This is a genomic window from Pseudomonas sivasensis, assembly GCF_013778505.1.
Taxonomy (GTDB): domain Bacteria; phylum Pseudomonadota; class Gammaproteobacteria; order Pseudomonadales; family Pseudomonadaceae; genus Aquipseudomonas; species Aquipseudomonas sivasensis.
The window spans coordinates 82355-97508 of record NZ_JAAOWU010000001.1 but is presented as its reverse complement, the minus strand read 5'-3'; the positions used below and the strand labels follow the sequence as shown (position 1 = coordinate 97508).

Genomic DNA, 15154 nt, shown 5'->3' with positions numbered 1-15154 from the left:
GATTCTGTAGGAGTACATCGTGCGTAAGTTGACTCAATTGGTTCTGCTGGCCACCGTGCTGGTGACCACCCCGGCCTTCGCCGAAATGAAAATCGCCGTTCTGAACTATCAGATGGCATTGCTGGAATCCGATGCGGCCAAAAAATACGCCGTGGATGCCGAGAAGAAATTCGGTCCGCAACTGACCAAGCTTAAGACGCTGGAAAGCAGCGCCAAGGGCATCCAGGATCGTCTGGTAGCGGGTGGGGACAAAATGCAGCAAGGCGAGCGCGAGCGTCTGGAGCTTGAGTTCAAGCAAAAGGCCCGTGACTATCAGTTCCAATCCAAGGAGCTGAACGAAGCCAAGGCTGTTGCCGACCGTGAAATGCTCAAGCAGCTCAAGCCGAAACTCGACAGCGCTGTGGAAGAAGTCATCAAGAAAGGTGCCTTTGACTTGGTGTTCGAGCGTGGCGCAGTAATTGACGTCAAACCTCAATACGACATCACCCGCCAGGTGATCGAGCGCATGAACCAGCTGAAGTAAGCCATGACCGCGACTATCAAACTCGGCGAGTTGGCCGAGTTCCTGGGGGCCACCTTGCGTGGCTCCCAGGAGAAGGAAATTACTGGGCTAGCCACCTTGCAGGAGGCTGGCCCATCTCAGTTGAGCTTCCTCGCAAACCCTCAATACCGTAAATACCTCGTCGATAGCCAAGCCGCAGCCGTATTGCTCAAGGCAGCTGACGCCGAAGGGTTTGCTGGGGATGCGCTGGTGGTAGCTGACCCGTATCTGGCCTATGCACAGGTTTCGCACCTATTTGATCCAAAACCCAAGGCAGCCAGCGGGATTCACCCGTCGGCGGTGATCGCCGATGATGCCCGGGTTGATCCTGCGGCGAGCATTGGCGCTTTTGCGGTGATCGAGAGTGGTGCGCGCATTGCGGCCGGTGTAACTGTTGGTGCGCATTGCTTTATTGGTGCGCGTTGTGAAATCGGTGCCGATGGTTGGCTGGCACCTCGCGTGACCCTTTACCACGATGTGCGTATCGGTGAGCGGGTGGTTATCCAGTCAGGTGCGGTGATCGGAGGGGAAGGCTTCGGCTTTGCCAACTCCAAAGGTATCTGGAACAAGATTGCCCAGGTCGGCGGCGTTTTGATCGGCGACGACGTGGAAATTGGTGTTAATACAGCTGTCGATCGCGGGGCCTTGGCCGATACCGTGATCGGCAACGGTGTGAAGCTCGACAACCAGATCCAGATTGCTCACAACGTACAGATTGGCGATCACACCGCCATGGCTGCATGCGTGGGGATTTCCGGCAGCACCAAAATCGGCAAGCATTGCATGCTCGCCGGTGGCGTCGGTCTGGTGGGGCATATTGATATTTGCGACAACGTTTTTATCACCGGAATGACCATGGTCACTCACTCGATTACCGAGCCTGGGGCCTATTCATCCGGTACCGCCATGCAGCCTGCGGCTGAATGGCGCAAGAGTGCGGCACGTTTGAGGCAGCTTGACGACATGGCTCGACGTCTCAAACAGCTGGAAAAGCGTGTTGGGGACGTGACCCCTGGCGGTAATGCTTCATCTGAAGGCTGATACCATTTCCATATCAAGTGTGCACAGCCGCTAGACTGCCTCCTTGATTTGCTAGCGGGGCGTGCGTTTAGTCGTCCGCCCCCAATCTTTATTACAGGCTTCCCCCCGAAATGATGGACATCAACGAGATTCGCGAATACCTGCCTCACCGTTACCCGTTCCTGCTGGTGGACCGCGTAGTGGACCTCAATGTTGAGGAAAAGCGCATTCGTGCCTACAAGAATGTCAGCATCAACGAACCGTTCTTCAACGGTCACTTTCCCGCGCATCCCATCATGCCGGGCGTGTTGATCATCGAAGCGATGGCCCAGGCTGCCGGTATCCTTGGTTTCAAAATGCTTGACCTTAAGCCTGCCGACGGCACGCTTTACTATTTCGTGGGCTCCGACAAGCTGCGCTTTCGCAACCCGGTTACTCCGGGTGACCAGTTGATCCTGGAAGCCAAATTCATCAGCTGCAAGCGCCAGATCTGGAAGTTCGAATGCCAGGCCTCGGTAGACGGCAAGCCAGTGTGCTCTGCCGAGATCATCTGCGCGGAACGCAAACTATGAGTTTGATTGACCCTCGCGCAATCATCGATCCGTCGGCCGTACTGGCCGCCGACGTTGAGGTCGGCCCCTGGTCGATCATCGGCGCAGGTGTGGAAATCGGCGAGGGGACTGTCATCGGGCCGCACGTGATCCTCAAAGGTCCGACCCGCATTGGCAAACACAACCGCATCTACCAGTTTTCCTCGGTAGGCGAAGACACCCCGGACATGAAGTACAAGGGTGAAGAAACACGCTTGGTAATCGGTGATCACAACATCATCCGTGAAGGCGTGACCATTCACCGTGGCACCGTGCAGGATCGTGCCGAGACCACACTGGGTGATCACAATCTGGTTATGGCCTATGCCCATATCGGGCATGACAGCGTGATCGGCAACCACTGCATCCTGGTCAACAACACGGCGTTGGCTGGCCACGTGCACGTCGACGATTGGGCAATCCTTTCAGGCTTCACGCTCGTCCATCAGTACTGCCACATTGGGGCCCACAGCTTCTCCGGCATGGGCACCGCCATCGGCAAGGACGTCCCGGCGTTCGTCACGGTGTTCGGCAACCCCGCTGAAGCTCGCAGCATGAACTTCGAAGGCATGCGCCGTCGTGGTTTCAGCGAAGAGGCCATTCACGCCCTGCGTCGTGCCTATAAGGTCGTTTATCGCCAGGGGCTGACAGTAGATCAGGCGTTGACCCAACTGACCGAGCCGGCAGCGTTGTTCCCGGAAGTCGCGGTGTTCCGTGATTCGATCCAGGCGTCGACTCGCGGCATCACTCGCTGATCATGGCTAATCTGCGAATTGCGCTGGTGGCCGGAGAAGCTTCCGGCGATATCCTGGGCGCAGGTCTTATGCGGGCCCTCAAGGCCCAGCATCCGGCGGTTGAATTCATCGGTGTTGGTGGCCCATTGATGCAGGCTGAAGGCCTCACTTCCTATTTCCCCATGGAGCGCCTGTCGGTTATGGGGTTGGTGGAAGTGCTGGGTCGCCTGCGTGAGCTGTTGGCGCGCCGCAAGCTGCTGATTCAGACCCTGATCGAAGAAAAACCCGACGTCTTTATCGGAATCGATGCACCGGACTTCACCCTCAATATCGAACTCAAGCTGCGTCAGGCCGGGATCAAAACCGTGCACTACGTTAGCCCCTCCGTGTGGGCGTGGCGACAAAAGCGTGTGCTGAAGATCCGTGAAGGCTGTGACCTGATGCTCACCCTGTTGCCGTTCGAGGCCAGGTTCTACGAAGAAAAGGGCGTGCCGGTACGGTTCGTTGGGCATACGCTCGCGGACGACATCCCTTTGCAGGCCGATCGCGTGGCGGCCCGTGGGCAGTTGGGCTTGCCCGATGGCCCGCTCGTCGCGTTGATGCCGGGCAGCAGGGGGGGAGAAGTCGGTCGGCTGGCCAGCGTGTTCTTCGATGCCGCCGAGCGCCTGCAAGCCTTGAAGCCAGGTGTGCGTTTCGTACTGCCCTGTGCAAGCCCACAGCGTCGCGCACAGATCGAAACGCTGCTGGAAGGTCGTAACCTGCCGTTGACATTGCTTGATGGTCAATCGCACCTGGCATTGGCGGCCTGCGATGCGGTGCTGATTGCTTCAGGCACGGCAACCCTGGAAGCCTTGTTGTACAAGCGTCCGATGGTTGTGGCGTATCGCCTGGCACCGCTGACGTTCTGGATTCTCAAACGCATGGTCAAAAGCCCCTATATCTCTTTGCCCAATTTGTTGGCCCAGCGCTTGTTGGTGCCGGAGTTGCTGCAGGACGATGCGACACCGGAGGCCTTGGCGCAGACACTGCTGCCCCTGATCGATGGCGGCGAAGAGCAGACCCGAGGGTTTGATGAGATTCATCGCACCCTGCGCCGTGATGCGTCGAACCAGGCAGCAGACGCCGTGTTGAGTTTGATCGGCCACAAACAGGAAACGTTATGAGTACGCAGATGGGCCTGGATTTCAGCCTGGTTGCACAAGCCCATGAACTGGTGGCCGGTGTTGATGAAGTAGGGCGCGGTCCCCTCTGCGGTGCGGTGGTCACCGCAGCTGTGATTCTTGACCCGAACCGTCCGATCCTTGGCCTCAACGATTCGAAGAAGCTCACCGAAGCTCGTCGCGAAAAGCTCTACGACGAGATTTGTGAAAAAGCCCTGAGCTGGCATATCGCCCGGGCCGAAGTCGAAGAAATCGACGAGCTGAACATTCTCCACGCCACCATGCTTGCCATGCAGCGTGCTGTTGAAGGCCTGCACATCACACCCAAACTGGCGATGATCGACGGTAACCGCTGCCCTAAATTGGCGATGCCGGCCGAGGCAGTGGTCAAAGGTGACAGCAAGGTTCCGGCCATCGCAGCGGCATCGATCCTGGCCAAGGTCAGTCGTGACCGGGAAATGGCCGCGTTCGAGTTGATCTATCCCGGCTACGGCATCGGTGGTCACAAAGGCTATCCGACGCCCGTTCATCTGGAAGCCCTGGTCCGCCTCGGCCCCACGCCTATCCACCGCCGCTCGTTTGCCCCGGTGCGCCTGGCTTACGAAGCGCGGGAGAGTCTCAGCGAGGTGTAGTCGCGAGGCTGATGTTTTTGCCAAGGCCCGGTACAATCCGGGCCTTGTTGTTTCCACGTATAAGACAGGATCACTATGCCGGCTTCATTCGTTCACCTACGCCTGCACACTGAGTACTCCCTGGTCGACGGCCTGGTACGGATCAAGCCTCTGGTCAAAACCCTGGTGGGCATGAACATGCCCGCGGTGGCGGTTACCGATCAGAACAACATGTGTTCCCTGGTCAAGTTCTACAAGAACGCCATGGGGGCCGGCATCAAGCCTATCTGCGGTGCCGACCTGTGGCTGTCCAACAAAGATCCGGATAACGCGCTGAGCCGCATCAGCCTTTTGGCGATGAACGGCGTGGGTTATCGCAACCTCACTGAACTGATCTCCCGTGGCTTCATCGATGGTCAACGCAACGGTTCGATCATTATCGAGCGTGAATGGGTTGCCGAGGCCAGCGAAGGCCTGATCATGCTGTCGGCCGCTAAAGAGGGGGAGATTGGTCTCGCACTGCTGGGGGGCAATCCCCAGGAAGCCGAAGTGCTGGCGAAGGAGTGGATGCAGGTCTTCCCCGACCGTTTCTACCTTGAAGTGCAGCGCACCAACCGCCCCAATGATGAAGAACATCTGCACGCCGCCGTTGCCCTGGCCGAAAAGCTGGGCGCGCCACTGGTCGCCACCAACGACGTGCGCTTTATCAAGAAAGAAGATTTCGAAGCCCACGAAACCCGTGTTTGCATCGGTGAAGGCCGGGCCCTGGATGACCCGCGCCGCTCGAAAAATTACAGCGAAGAGCAATACCTCAAAAGCGCCGAAGAGATGGCCGAGTTGTTCAGCGACTTGCCCGAGGCCCTGGAAAACTCTGTCGAGATCGCCAAACGCTGCAACATTGAAGTGAAGCTGGGTACGCACTTCCTGCCCAACTTCCCGATTCCCGATGGCATGACCATCGATGAATATTTCCGCAAGGTGTCGTTCGATGGCCTGGAAGAACGGCTTTCCGTGCTGTTGCCCAAGGACACCACTGAAGATTACGAAGCCAAGCGCCAGGTGTATGTCGACCGGCTGAATTTCGAGCTGGATATCATCATCCAGATGGGGTTCCCCGGTTACTTCCTGATCGTAATGGACTTCATCCAGTGGGCGAAAAGCAACGGCGTGCCCGTAGGCCCTGGCCGTGGGTCGGGTGCCGGCTCGCTGGTGGCTTATGTGCAGAAGATCACCGACCTCGACCCTCTTGAATATGACCTGCTGTTCGAACGGTTCCTGAACCCGGAACGGGTTTCCATGCCCGACTTCGACGTCGACTTCTGCATGGACGGTCGCGACCGCGTGATCGAATACGTGGCCGAGAAATACGGCCGCAACGCGGTAAGCCAGATCATCACTTTCGGTTCCATGGCGGCCAAGGCGGTAATCCGCGACGTGGCCCGGGTGCAGGGCAAGTCCTACGGCCTGGCCGACCGGCTGTCGAAGATGATCCCGTTCGAAGTCGGCATGACCCTGGAAAAGGCCTACGAGCAGGAAGAAATCCTGCGTGACTTCATCAAGATCGATGAGGAAGCCGCCGAGATCTGGGACATGGCGCGCAAGCTCGAAGGTATCGTGCGTAACGTCGGTAAACACGCCGGTGGCGTAGTGATCGCGCCGACCAAACTCACTGACTTTTCGCCGATCTATTGCGATGAAGAAGGCGGCGGCCTGGTTACCCAGTTCGACAAGGACGACGTTGAGGCGGCCGGCCTGGTGAAGTTCGACTTCCTCGGCCTGCGGACCCTGACGATCATCGACTGGGCGCTGAAGACCATCAACCGCGAGCGCGCCAAGGTCGACGAAGAGCCGCTGGATATTGCGTTCATCCCGTTGGATGACAAGCCGACTTACCAATTGCTGCAAAAAGCTGAAACAACAGCTGTGTTCCAGCTTGAGTCGCGGGGCATGAAAGAGCTGATCAAAAAGCTCAAGCCCGACTGCCTGGAAGACTTGATCGCACTGGTGGCCCTGTTCCGTCCGGGCCCGCTGCAGTCTGGCATGGTTGACGACTTCATCAACCGTAAGCACGGCCGCGCCGAACTGGCCTACCCGCACTCCGACTACCAGTACGAAGGCCTCAAGCCTGTGCTGGCGCCAACCTACGGCATCATCCTGTACCAGGAACAGGTGATGCAGATCGCTCAGGTGATGGCGGGCTACACCCTCGGCGGTGCGGACATGCTGCGTCGAGCCATGGGTAAAAAGAAACCCGAGGAAATGGCCAAGCAGCGCGGCGGTTTCATTGAGGGTTGCGCCACCAACAATATCGACGCCGATCTGGCCGGTAACATTTTTGACCTGGTGGAAAAATTCGCCGGTTATGGTTTCAACAAATCTCACTCCGCCGCCTACGGCCTGGTGTCTTACCAGACCGCCTGGCTGAAAGCCCACTACCCGGCGCCGTTCATGGCTGCGGTACTTTCTGCGGACATGCACAACACCGACAAGGTTGTGACCTTGATCGAGGAAGTGCGCACCATGAAGCTGCGCCTCGACGCGCCTGACGTGAACGCCTCGGAGTTCAAGTTCACGGTGAATGACGAAGGCCGCATCATCTATGGCCTGGGCGCGATCAAAGGCGTGGGCGAAGGCCCGGTGGAGGCGATTACCGAAGCGCGTCAGGATGGGCCGTTCAAGGATCTGTTCGACTTCTGCGCGCGGGTTGACCTCAAGCGCATCAACAAGCGAACCCTTGATGGCTTGATCCGCAGCGGTGCGCTGGACCGTCTCGGCCCTTACTTTCACGATGAGCCGAAGGCCTACCAGGCAAATATCGACCGCAACCGCGCGGTGCTGCTCACTGCCATGGAAGAAGCGATCAAAGCTGCCGAGCAGACCGCCCGTACCCATGACAGCGGCCACGCCGACCTGTTTGGCGGGTTGTTCGTCGAAGAAGACGCGGACGTGTACGGCAATCACCGCAAGGCCAAAGAGTTGACTCTCAAGGAGCGCCTCAAGGGTGAAAAAGACACCTTGGGCCTGTACCTCACCGGTCACCCGATTGACGAATACGAAGGCGAGATCCGCCGTTTCGCCCGTCAGCGCATCATCGACCTGAAACCGGCGCGGGACACCCAAACCGTCGCCGGCATGATTATCGCCCTGCGGGTGATGAAAAATAAGAAGGGCGACAAGATGGGTTTCATCACTCTCGATGACCGCTCGGGCCGTATCGAAGCTTCGCTGTTTGCCGATGCCTTCCATTCGGCGCAGTCGCTGCTGCAGACCGATGCCATGGTGGTTGTGGAAGGGGAGGTCAGCAACGATGACTTCTCCGGTGGCCTGCGCCTGCGTATCAAGCGGGTGATGAGCATGGAAGATGCGCGCACCAACCTGGCTGAAAGCCTGCGCTTGAAGGTCAAGACCGAGGCGCTCAAGGGTGATCAGCTACGCTGGCTGGGTGACTTGCTCAAGCGTCACCGTGGCGCATGCCCGGTGACCATGGAGTACACCGGCGACGACGCCAAGGCGATGTTGCAGTTCGGCGAGACCTGGCGAATTGATCCGGCTGATGGCTTGATTCAAGCTTTGCGTGACCAGTTCGGTCGAGACAACGTCTTCCTCCAATACCGCTGACGGTCAGAACGTCTGACCTCGGCTGAACATTTAATCTCGACCTGAACGCGCCTCTCCCTTAAGGTAGGGCGCGAACAGACAACCGGCTGGCCAGGCACTCCCTGGCCGTCGACCCAAGACGGACGCTTATGAACCCGAATTTTCTTGATTTCGAACAGCCGATCGCTGACCTGCAAGCCAAGATCGAAGAACTGCGCCTGGTCGGCAATGACAATTCGCTGAATATCGGCGATGAGATCGCTCGCCTGCAAGACAAGAGCAGCACGCTCACCGAAGACATCTTCGGCAAGCTGACCAGCTGGCAGATCGCGCGCCTGGCCCGCCACCCGCGCCGTCCGTACACCCTGGACTACATTCAGCACATTTTCACCGAGTTCGACGAGTTGCATGGCGATCGCCACTTCTCCGACGACGCGGCTATCGTGGGCGGTATCGCTCGCCTGGACGACCAGCCGGTAATGGTGATTGGTCACCAGAAAGGCCGTGAAGTGCGCGAGAAAGTCCGCCGCAACTTCGGCATGCCGCGTCCGGAAGGCTATCGTAAGGCTTGCCGTTTGATGGAAATGGCTGAGCGCTTCAAGATGCCGATCCTGACCTTCATCGACACGCCGGGTGCATACCCAGGTATCGACGCTGAAGAACGCAACCAGAGCGAAGCGATTGCCTGGAACCTGCGCGTCATGTCTCGTCTGAAAACCCCGATCATCGCCACGGTGATTGGTGAAGGCGGTTCCGGCGGTGCATTGGCCATTGGCGTCTGCGACCAACTGAACATGCTGCAATATTCGACCTACGCGGTGATCTCGCCAGAAGGTTGCGCCTCGATCCTGTGGAAGACTGCAGAAAAGGCACCGGACGCTGCCGAAGCCATGGGCATCACTGCTGATCGCCTCAAGGGCCTTGGTATCGTGGACAAAGTGATCGCCGAGCCATTGGGCGGCGCCCACCGCGACCCGGCTGCTGCCGCCGCGACTATCCGTGCCGAGTTGGGTTCGCAGCTTGCGATGCTCAAAAAACTGGACAACGAAGCGCTGCTGGCCCGTCGTTACGAACGCCTGATGAGCTACGGCCTCTAAGGCCGCAGCGGTACTAATGTGGGAGGGGGCTTGCCCCCGATTGCTGAGTGTCAGTCACTGTATTCACTGGCTGATGCTCCGCTATCGGGGGCAAGCCCCCTCCCACATTTGCTTTGTGTATGCTTGGCTTGGGTATTCCAGATTTGCGGCGGTAACCTGTGATGAAACCGACTTTATCCGCCAAACTCCTGCACGCCCTAGCCCCTTGGCGCAAAGCCCCGGCTTGGCATATCGCCTTCTCTGGTGGTCTTGATTCCACTGTCCTGCTGCATCTCCTGGCCAGCGCCGAAGCCCTTCCGCCTCTAAGCGCTGTCCATGTCCACCATGGCCTGCAATCCGCCGCCGACACCTGGCCGAGCCATTGCCAGTCCATTTGCGACAGGCTGGGCGTGCCCCTGCGCGTAATGCGTGTGCAGGTACAGCCCGGCGCCAGCCTTGAGCGTGCAGCGCGTGATGCACGTTACAGGGCGTTTACCGAGGTGATCGGGGCAGGGGAGGTGTTGCTCACGGGCCAGCATCGCGACGATCAGGCTGAAACCCTGCTGTTTCGCCTGTTGCGCGGGGCCGGCGTGCGGGGGGCGGCGGCAATGCCTGTGCACCGTCCATTGGCGGGCGGCCATTTGGTGCGGCCGTTGTTGGATGTCTCGCGCACCGAGCTGGTGGCCTACGCCGATGAACATCAACTCAAGTGGATCGAAGACCCTTCCAACGCCGACATGCAGTTCTCCCGTAATTACCTGCGTCACTGCGTGATCCCGACGCTGACGGAGCGTTGGCCCCAAGCCGTCTCCAGCCTGGCCCGCACTGCCGAACACTTCGGTGAAGCCCAGGCATTGCTGGGTGAGTTAGCCAGCATGGACCTACAAGTCGCGGATCAACCTTCACGGTTTCCTTGGCTGCCTTTGCCGTCATTGGCCCTCGGCCCACTGCGCGATCTTTCCGATGCCCGTCAGCGCAACGTCCTACGCCATTGGCTGGCGCCGCTGACCCGGTTGCCCGACACCGACCACTGGGCTGGCTGGTATTCCCTACGCGATGCCAAGGGCGACGCACAGCCCTTGTGGCGCCTGGCCGATGGAGAATTGCACCGTTGTGGCGAACGCATCTGGTGGTTGTCTCGCGCCTGGTCGGAATTTTCCCGCGCGTCGGTGAGCTGGCCTCGCCCGCAAAACCCACTAGAGTTACCCGGCAATGGCCTGCTGGAAATTATCGGCAAGGTGCCCGAAGTCCCGCTGGAGGTCCGTTATCGCCAGGGCGGTGAAATGCTTGAAGTGCCAGGCCGAGGCCGGCGTGACCTGAAGCGCCTGCTCAATGAGTATGGAGTGCCGGGCTTCGTCCGTGGCAGATTGCCGCTGCTGTATCAGGGCGAGCAATTGCTCGGCGTGCCCAACCTCACTGGACTCTGGGCCTCACCGAGTGATGGCTGGAAATTACATTGGATGCCACAGAGCTGCGATCAAGGTTTGAGCTGATAGAGCCTTTCCGGTAGACTACGCTCCCTTCTTGATACAACTTCTGTGGATTCGCCTGAATCGCAGCAGTTGCCGATTACCAAGCCGTCTTTGCTGGGCGATTCCAAAAAATGTGTAGCGATCAACGCACCGGTGTTTCACTGCTGGTCTGTCACAACGCGGCGGTTTTTTTGAAAGGTGCACTGTGATTAATGCTGGTGATCGGGGGCTTCGGCCTCTCTTCGCTTTCCCCGGCGGCTCGGACCGCTTTAACGCAGACTTCTAGGGTTTTTCATGACGCGCTACATATTCGTCACGGGCGGTGTTGTTTCTTCATTGGGGAAAGGCATTGCCTCCGCTTCATTGGCGGCCATCCTGGAGGCGCGGGGGCTTAAAGTCACCATGCTCAAGCTGGACCCGTACATCAACGTCGACCCGGGCACCATGAGCCCGTTCCAGCATGGTGAAGTGTTCGTCACACACGACGGCGCCGAGACCGACCTGGACCTGGGCCACTACGAGCGGTTCATCCGCACGACCATGACCCAGAACAACAACTTCACCACCGGCCGTGTCTACGAGCACGTTCTGCGCAAAGAGCGCCGTGGTGACTACCTGGGTGCAACCATCCAGGTGATTCCGCACATTACCGATGAAATCAAGCGCCGCATCATCAAGGGTGCAGGCGATGCCGACGTGGCGATGGTCGAGATCGGTGGCACCGTGGGTGACATCGAATCCCAGCCATTCCTCGAAGCTATCCGCCAGTTGCGTTTCGAAGTCGGCGCCAAGCGCGCGATGCTGATGCACCTCACGTTGGTGCCGTACATCGCCACCGCTGGCGAAACCAAAACCAAGCCTACGCAGCACTCGGTCAAGGAACTGCGTTCCATCGGCCTGCAGCCGGACGTGCTGGTGTGCCGCTCCGATCACCCGATCGACATTTCCTCGCGTCGCAAGATCGCGCAGTTCACAAACGTTGAAGAACGTGCGGTGATCGCCCTGGAAGACGCCGACACCATCTACAAGATCCCGGGCATCCTGCACTCGCAAGGCCTGGACGATTTTGTGGTCGAGCGTTTCGGCCTGCAATGCAACGGTGCGGACCTGTCCGAGTGGGAAGCTGTGGTTGACGCCAAGCTCAACCCTGAGCACGAAGTCACCATCGCCATGGTCGGCAAGTACATGGAGCTGCTGGACGCTTACAAGTCGCTGATCGAAGCGATGAGCCACGCGGGTATCAGCAACCGTACCAAGGTCAATCTGCGCTACATCGACTCCGAAGACATCGAGAACCAGGGCACCGCGCTGCTCGAAGGTGTTGACGCAATCCTCGTTCCAGGCGGTTTCGGCCTGCGTGGCGTGGAAGGCAAGATCACCGCCGTACAGTACGCTCGTGAGAACAAGGTGCCGTACCTGGGTATCTGCCTGGGCATGCAAGTGGCGGTTATCGAGTTCGCCCGCAACGTGCTTGGCTGGAAAGACGCCAACTCCACCGAGTTTGACAGCAAGAGCGGTCACCCGGTCGTGGGCCTGATTACTGAGTGGGAAGACGCCACCGGCGCTGTTGAAACCCGTACCGAAAGCTCCGACCTGGGCGGCACCATGCGCCTTGGCGCGCAGGATTGCCTGCTGGAGCCGGGCTCGCTGGTTCACGATTGCTACGGCAAGGACGTGATCGTCGAGCGTCACCGTCACCGTTACGAAGTGAACAACAACCTGCTGCCGCAAATCAAAGAAGCCGGCCTGAAAATCTCCGGTCGCTCCGGTGATGGCGCGCTGGTTGAGGTGGTCGAAGCACCGGATCATCCATGGTTCGTCGCTTGCCAGTTCCACCCGGAGTTCACCTCGACTCCACGCGACGGTCACCCGCTGTTCAGCGGTTTTGTCAAAGCTGCACTGACGCAACATCAGAAGAAGGCGTAAACCTGATGGCCCAGAAGATCATTCGCGTAGGCGACATCGAGATTGCCAACGACAAGCCCATGGTGCTGTTCGGCGGCATGAACGTGCTGGAAAGCCGCGACATGGCGATGCAGGTCTGTGAAGAGTACGTCAAGGTTACCCAGAAATTGGGTATCCCTTACGTGTTCAAGGCCAGCTTCGACAAGGCCAATCGCTCGTCCGTAACGTCCTACCGCGGCCCAGGCCTTGAAGAAGGCATGCGGATCTTCCAGGACATCAAACAAGCCTTCGGCGTGCCGATCATCACCGACGTCCACGAGCCTGAACAGGCTGCCGTGGTCGCCGAGGTGTGCGACATCATCCAGTTGCCGGCCTTTCTGTCGCGCCAGACCGATCTGGTCGTCGCGATGGCTAAGACCGGCGCAGTGATCAATATCAAGAAAGCCCAGTTCCTCGCACCTCAGGAGATGAAGCACATCCTGAACAAGTGTGTGGAAGCGGGTAACGACCAGTTGATCCTCTGCGAGCGTGGTTCGAGCTTCGGCTACAACAATCTCGTGGTGGACATGCTCGGTTTCGGCATCATGAAGCAGTTCGAATACCCCGTGTTCTTCGACGTGACCCACGCGCTGCAAATGCCCGGTGGTCGCGCCGATTCCGCAGGCGGGCGCCGTGCCCAGGTGCTGGACCTGGCCAAGGCCGGCATCAGCCAGTCCCTGGCTGGCCTTTTCCTGGAGGCCCACCCGGACCCGGATAATGCCAAATGCGACGGTCCATGCGCCCTGCGCCTGGACAAGCTGGAGCCATTCCTGGCCCAGCTCAAGCAGTTGGACGAACTGGTCAAGAGTTTTCCGACAGTAGAGACCGCGTAAGCGTCGTTTCTCCGGTAGACTTTCCCACGTTTTCTGTTCAGGCCCTCGGGCCTGAGCCTTGTCGCCTGCAAGCCTGCCCCGTTGTTCCACCCTTGCGGTCGGTCAAAAGTTTCCCTTCAGCTGCGTCGTTTTCGTCAACTTTGGAGTGTTTACAACAATGGCAAAAATCGTCGACATCAAAGGTCGTGAAGTTCTCGACTCCCGTGGCAACCCCACCGTCGAAGCCGACGTGCTTCTCGATAACGGCATCATCGGCAGCGCCTGCGCGCCGTCCGGTGCTTCTACCGGTTCGCGCGAAGCGCTGGAACTGCGTGATGGCGACAAGAGCCGTTACCTGGGCAAGGGTGTACTCAAGGCTGTAGCCAACATTAACGGCCCGATCCGTGACCTGTTGCTGGGCAAGGATCCGCTGGACCAGAAAGCTCTGGACCACGCGATGATCAAGCTCGACGGCACCGAAAACAAAGGTAGCCTGGGCGCTAACGCTATCCTCGCCGTCTCCCTGGCCGCTGCCAAGGCTGCTGCCCAGGACCAGGACTTGCCGCTGTACGCTCACATCGCCAACCTGAACGGCACTCCGGGTGTTTACTCGATGCCGGTGCCGATGATGAACATCATCAACGGTGGCGAGCACGCTGATAACAACGTCGACATCCAGGAATTCATGGTGCAGCCGGTTGGCGCCAAGACCTTCTCCGAAGGCTTGCGCATGGGTACCGAGATTTTCCATCACCTGAAAGCTGTTCTGAAGGCCCGTGGGCTGAGCACTGCTGTAGGCGACGAAGGTGGCTTCGCTCCAAACCTGGCATCCAACGAAGATGCGCTGAAAGTGATCTCCGAAGCCGTGGCCAACGCTGGCTACAAGCTGGGCACTGACGTGACCCTGGCCCTGGACTGCGCGGCCAGCGAGTTCTACGAAGACGGCAAATACAATTTGTCCGGCGAAGGCCAAGTGTTCAACTCCGAAGGTTTTGCTGAGTACCTGAAGGGCCTGACCCAGCGCTATCCGATCATCTCGATCGAAGACGGCCTGGATGAGTCCGATTGGGACGGCTGGAAAATCCTCACCGACAAGATCGGCGAGAAAGTCCAATTGGTGGGCGATGACCTGTTCGTGACCAACACCAAGATCCTGAAAGAAGGCATCGATAAAAAGATCGCCAACTCGATCCTGATCAAGTTCAACCAGATCGGCACCTTGACCGAAACCCTGGAAGCCATTCAGATGGCCAAGGCTGCGGGCTACACCGCCGTGATCTCCCACCGCTCCGGCGAAACCGAAGATTCGACCATCGCCGACCTGGCTGTAGGCACTTCGGCGGGCCAGATCAAGACCGGTTCGCTGTGCCGTTCCGATCGCGTTTCCAAGTACAACCAATTGCTGCGTATCGAAGAGCAACTGGCTGGCAAAGCCAAGTACAACGGTCGCGGCGAGTTTCGCGGCTAATCTGTAAATGGTAAAAAGTCGGCGGATTGCGTCGGAAAGTTCACGATAGTGAACATTTCGGCGCTAATCTGATGGCTATCAAGCACAAGCCTGGTTCTTCCAGGCTTCGTGCTATCAGTTGCTTCAAAA

Annotated in this window: 12 protein-coding genes; all 12 read left to right on the top strand. The window is 58.7% G+C overall.

All coding sequences use genetic code 11. The features are described from left to right. The first annotated feature begins 19 nt into the window (after window positions 1–19). The 12 genes from G9Q84_RS00455 (at window position 20) to eno (ending at window position 15025) form a co-directional block, all read left to right on the top strand. Entirely contained in the window at window positions 20–523 is a 504-nt protein-coding gene (locus G9Q84_RS00455; protein ID WP_003172279.1) for an OmpH/Skp family outer membrane protein, read from the top strand. Window positions 524–526: 3 nt separating this feature from the next. Beyond that, window positions 527–1582, top strand: coding sequence for a UDP-3-O-(3-hydroxymyristoyl)glucosamine N-acyltransferase (gene lpxD / locus G9Q84_RS00450; RefSeq protein WP_122680263.1), 1056 nt, complete (start codon window positions 527–529; stop codon window positions 1580–1582). Between the two features lie 110 nt (window positions 1583–1692). Further along, a complete protein-coding gene (gene fabZ, locus G9Q84_RS00445; protein WP_003172281.1) occupies window positions 1693–2133 on the top strand; it encodes a 3-hydroxyacyl-ACP dehydratase FabZ in 441 nt (146 codons plus the stop codon). Then, the gene (lpxA, locus tag G9Q84_RS00440) at window positions 2130–2906 is read left to right on the top strand and encodes an acyl-ACP--UDP-N-acetylglucosamine O-acyltransferase (protein WP_032891646.1); all 777 of its coding nucleotides are present in this window, start codon (window positions 2130–2132) and stop codon (window positions 2904–2906) included. The genes fabZ and lpxA overlap by 4 nt, the downstream gene beginning before the upstream one ends. Before the next feature lie 2 nt (window positions 2907–2908). Next, on the top strand, window positions 2909–4048 hold the full coding sequence (gene lpxB / locus G9Q84_RS00435; protein WP_032891645.1) for a lipid-A-disaccharide synthase: 1140 nt from the start codon (window positions 2909–2911) through the stop codon (window positions 4046–4048). Continuing rightward, window positions 4045–4677, top strand: coding sequence for a ribonuclease HII (gene rnhB / locus G9Q84_RS00430; protein WP_122755691.1), 633 nt, complete (start codon window positions 4045–4047; stop codon window positions 4675–4677). The genes lpxB and rnhB overlap by 4 nt, the downstream gene beginning before the upstream one ends. Window positions 4678–4752: 75 nt before the next feature. Then, a complete protein-coding gene (gene dnaE / locus G9Q84_RS00425) occupies window positions 4753–8274 on the top strand; it encodes a DNA polymerase III subunit alpha (protein WP_032891643.1) in 3522 nt (1173 codons plus the stop codon). 128 nt (window positions 8275–8402) lie between these two features. Beyond that, window positions 8403–9350, top strand: a complete 948-nt coding sequence (locus G9Q84_RS00420) for an acetyl-CoA carboxylase carboxyltransferase subunit alpha (protein ID WP_003172288.1) — start codon at window positions 8403–8405, stop codon at window positions 9348–9350. A 161-nt stretch (window positions 9351–9511) separates the two neighbouring features. Then, window positions 9512–10822: a tRNA lysidine(34) synthetase TilS gene (tilS, locus tag G9Q84_RS00415; RefSeq protein WP_181642731.1), complete on the top strand. Its 1311-nt coding sequence runs from the start codon at window positions 9512–9514 to the stop codon at window positions 10820–10822. Between the two features lie 273 nt (window positions 10823–11095). Then, window positions 11096–12727, top strand: coding sequence for a CTP synthase (locus tag G9Q84_RS00410; protein ID WP_032891641.1), 1632 nt, complete (start codon window positions 11096–11098; stop codon window positions 12725–12727). Window positions 12728–12732: 5 nt separating this feature from the next. Continuing rightward, window positions 12733–13578 carry a 3-deoxy-8-phosphooctulonate synthase gene (gene kdsA, locus G9Q84_RS00405; RefSeq protein WP_010563535.1) on the top strand — a complete coding sequence of 282 codons (846 nt, stop codon included), beginning with the start codon at window positions 12733–12735 and terminating at the stop codon, window positions 13576–13578. Between the two features lie 157 nt (window positions 13579–13735). Then, the gene (gene eno, locus G9Q84_RS00400; protein ID WP_032891640.1) at window positions 13736–15025 is read left to right on the top strand and encodes a phosphopyruvate hydratase; all 1290 of its coding nucleotides are present in this window, start codon (window positions 13736–13738) and stop codon (window positions 15023–15025) included. The last annotated feature ends 129 nt before the right edge of the window (window positions 15026–15154 follow it).

Excerpts from the sequence above, each read along its gene's own strand:
- lpxD (WP_122680263.1), top strand. The coding sequence starts at position 527 with ATGACCGCGACTATCAAACTCGGCGAGTTGGCCGAGTTCCTGGGGGCC.
- lpxB (WP_032891645.1), top strand. The coding sequence starts at position 2,909 with ATGGCTAATCTGCGAATTGCGCTGGTGGCCGGAGAAGCTTCCGGCGAT.
- dnaE (WP_032891643.1), top strand. The coding sequence starts at position 4,753 with ATGCCGGCTTCATTCGTTCACCTACGCCTGCACACTGAGTACTCCCTG.
- lpxA (WP_032891646.1), top strand. The coding sequence starts at position 2,130 with ATGAGTTTGATTGACCCTCGCGCAATCATCGATCCGTCGGCCGTACTG.
- fabZ (WP_003172281.1), top strand. The coding sequence starts at position 1,693 with ATGATGGACATCAACGAGATTCGCGAATACCTGCCTCACCGTTACCCG.
- eno (WP_032891640.1), top strand. The coding sequence starts at position 13,736 with ATGGCAAAAATCGTCGACATCAAAGGTCGTGAAGTTCTCGACTCCCGT.
- G9Q84_RS00420 (WP_003172288.1), top strand. The coding sequence starts at position 8,403 with ATGAACCCGAATTTTCTTGATTTCGAACAGCCGATCGCTGACCTGCAA.
- G9Q84_RS00410 (WP_032891641.1), top strand. The coding sequence starts at position 11,096 with ATGACGCGCTACATATTCGTCACGGGCGGTGTTGTTTCTTCATTGGGG.
- tilS (WP_181642731.1), top strand. The coding sequence starts at position 9,512 with ATGAAACCGACTTTATCCGCCAAACTCCTGCACGCCCTAGCCCCTTGG.
- kdsA (WP_010563535.1), top strand. The coding sequence starts at position 12,733 with ATGGCCCAGAAGATCATTCGCGTAGGCGACATCGAGATTGCCAACGAC.
- rnhB (WP_122755691.1), top strand. The coding sequence starts at position 4,045 with ATGAGTACGCAGATGGGCCTGGATTTCAGCCTGGTTGCACAAGCCCAT.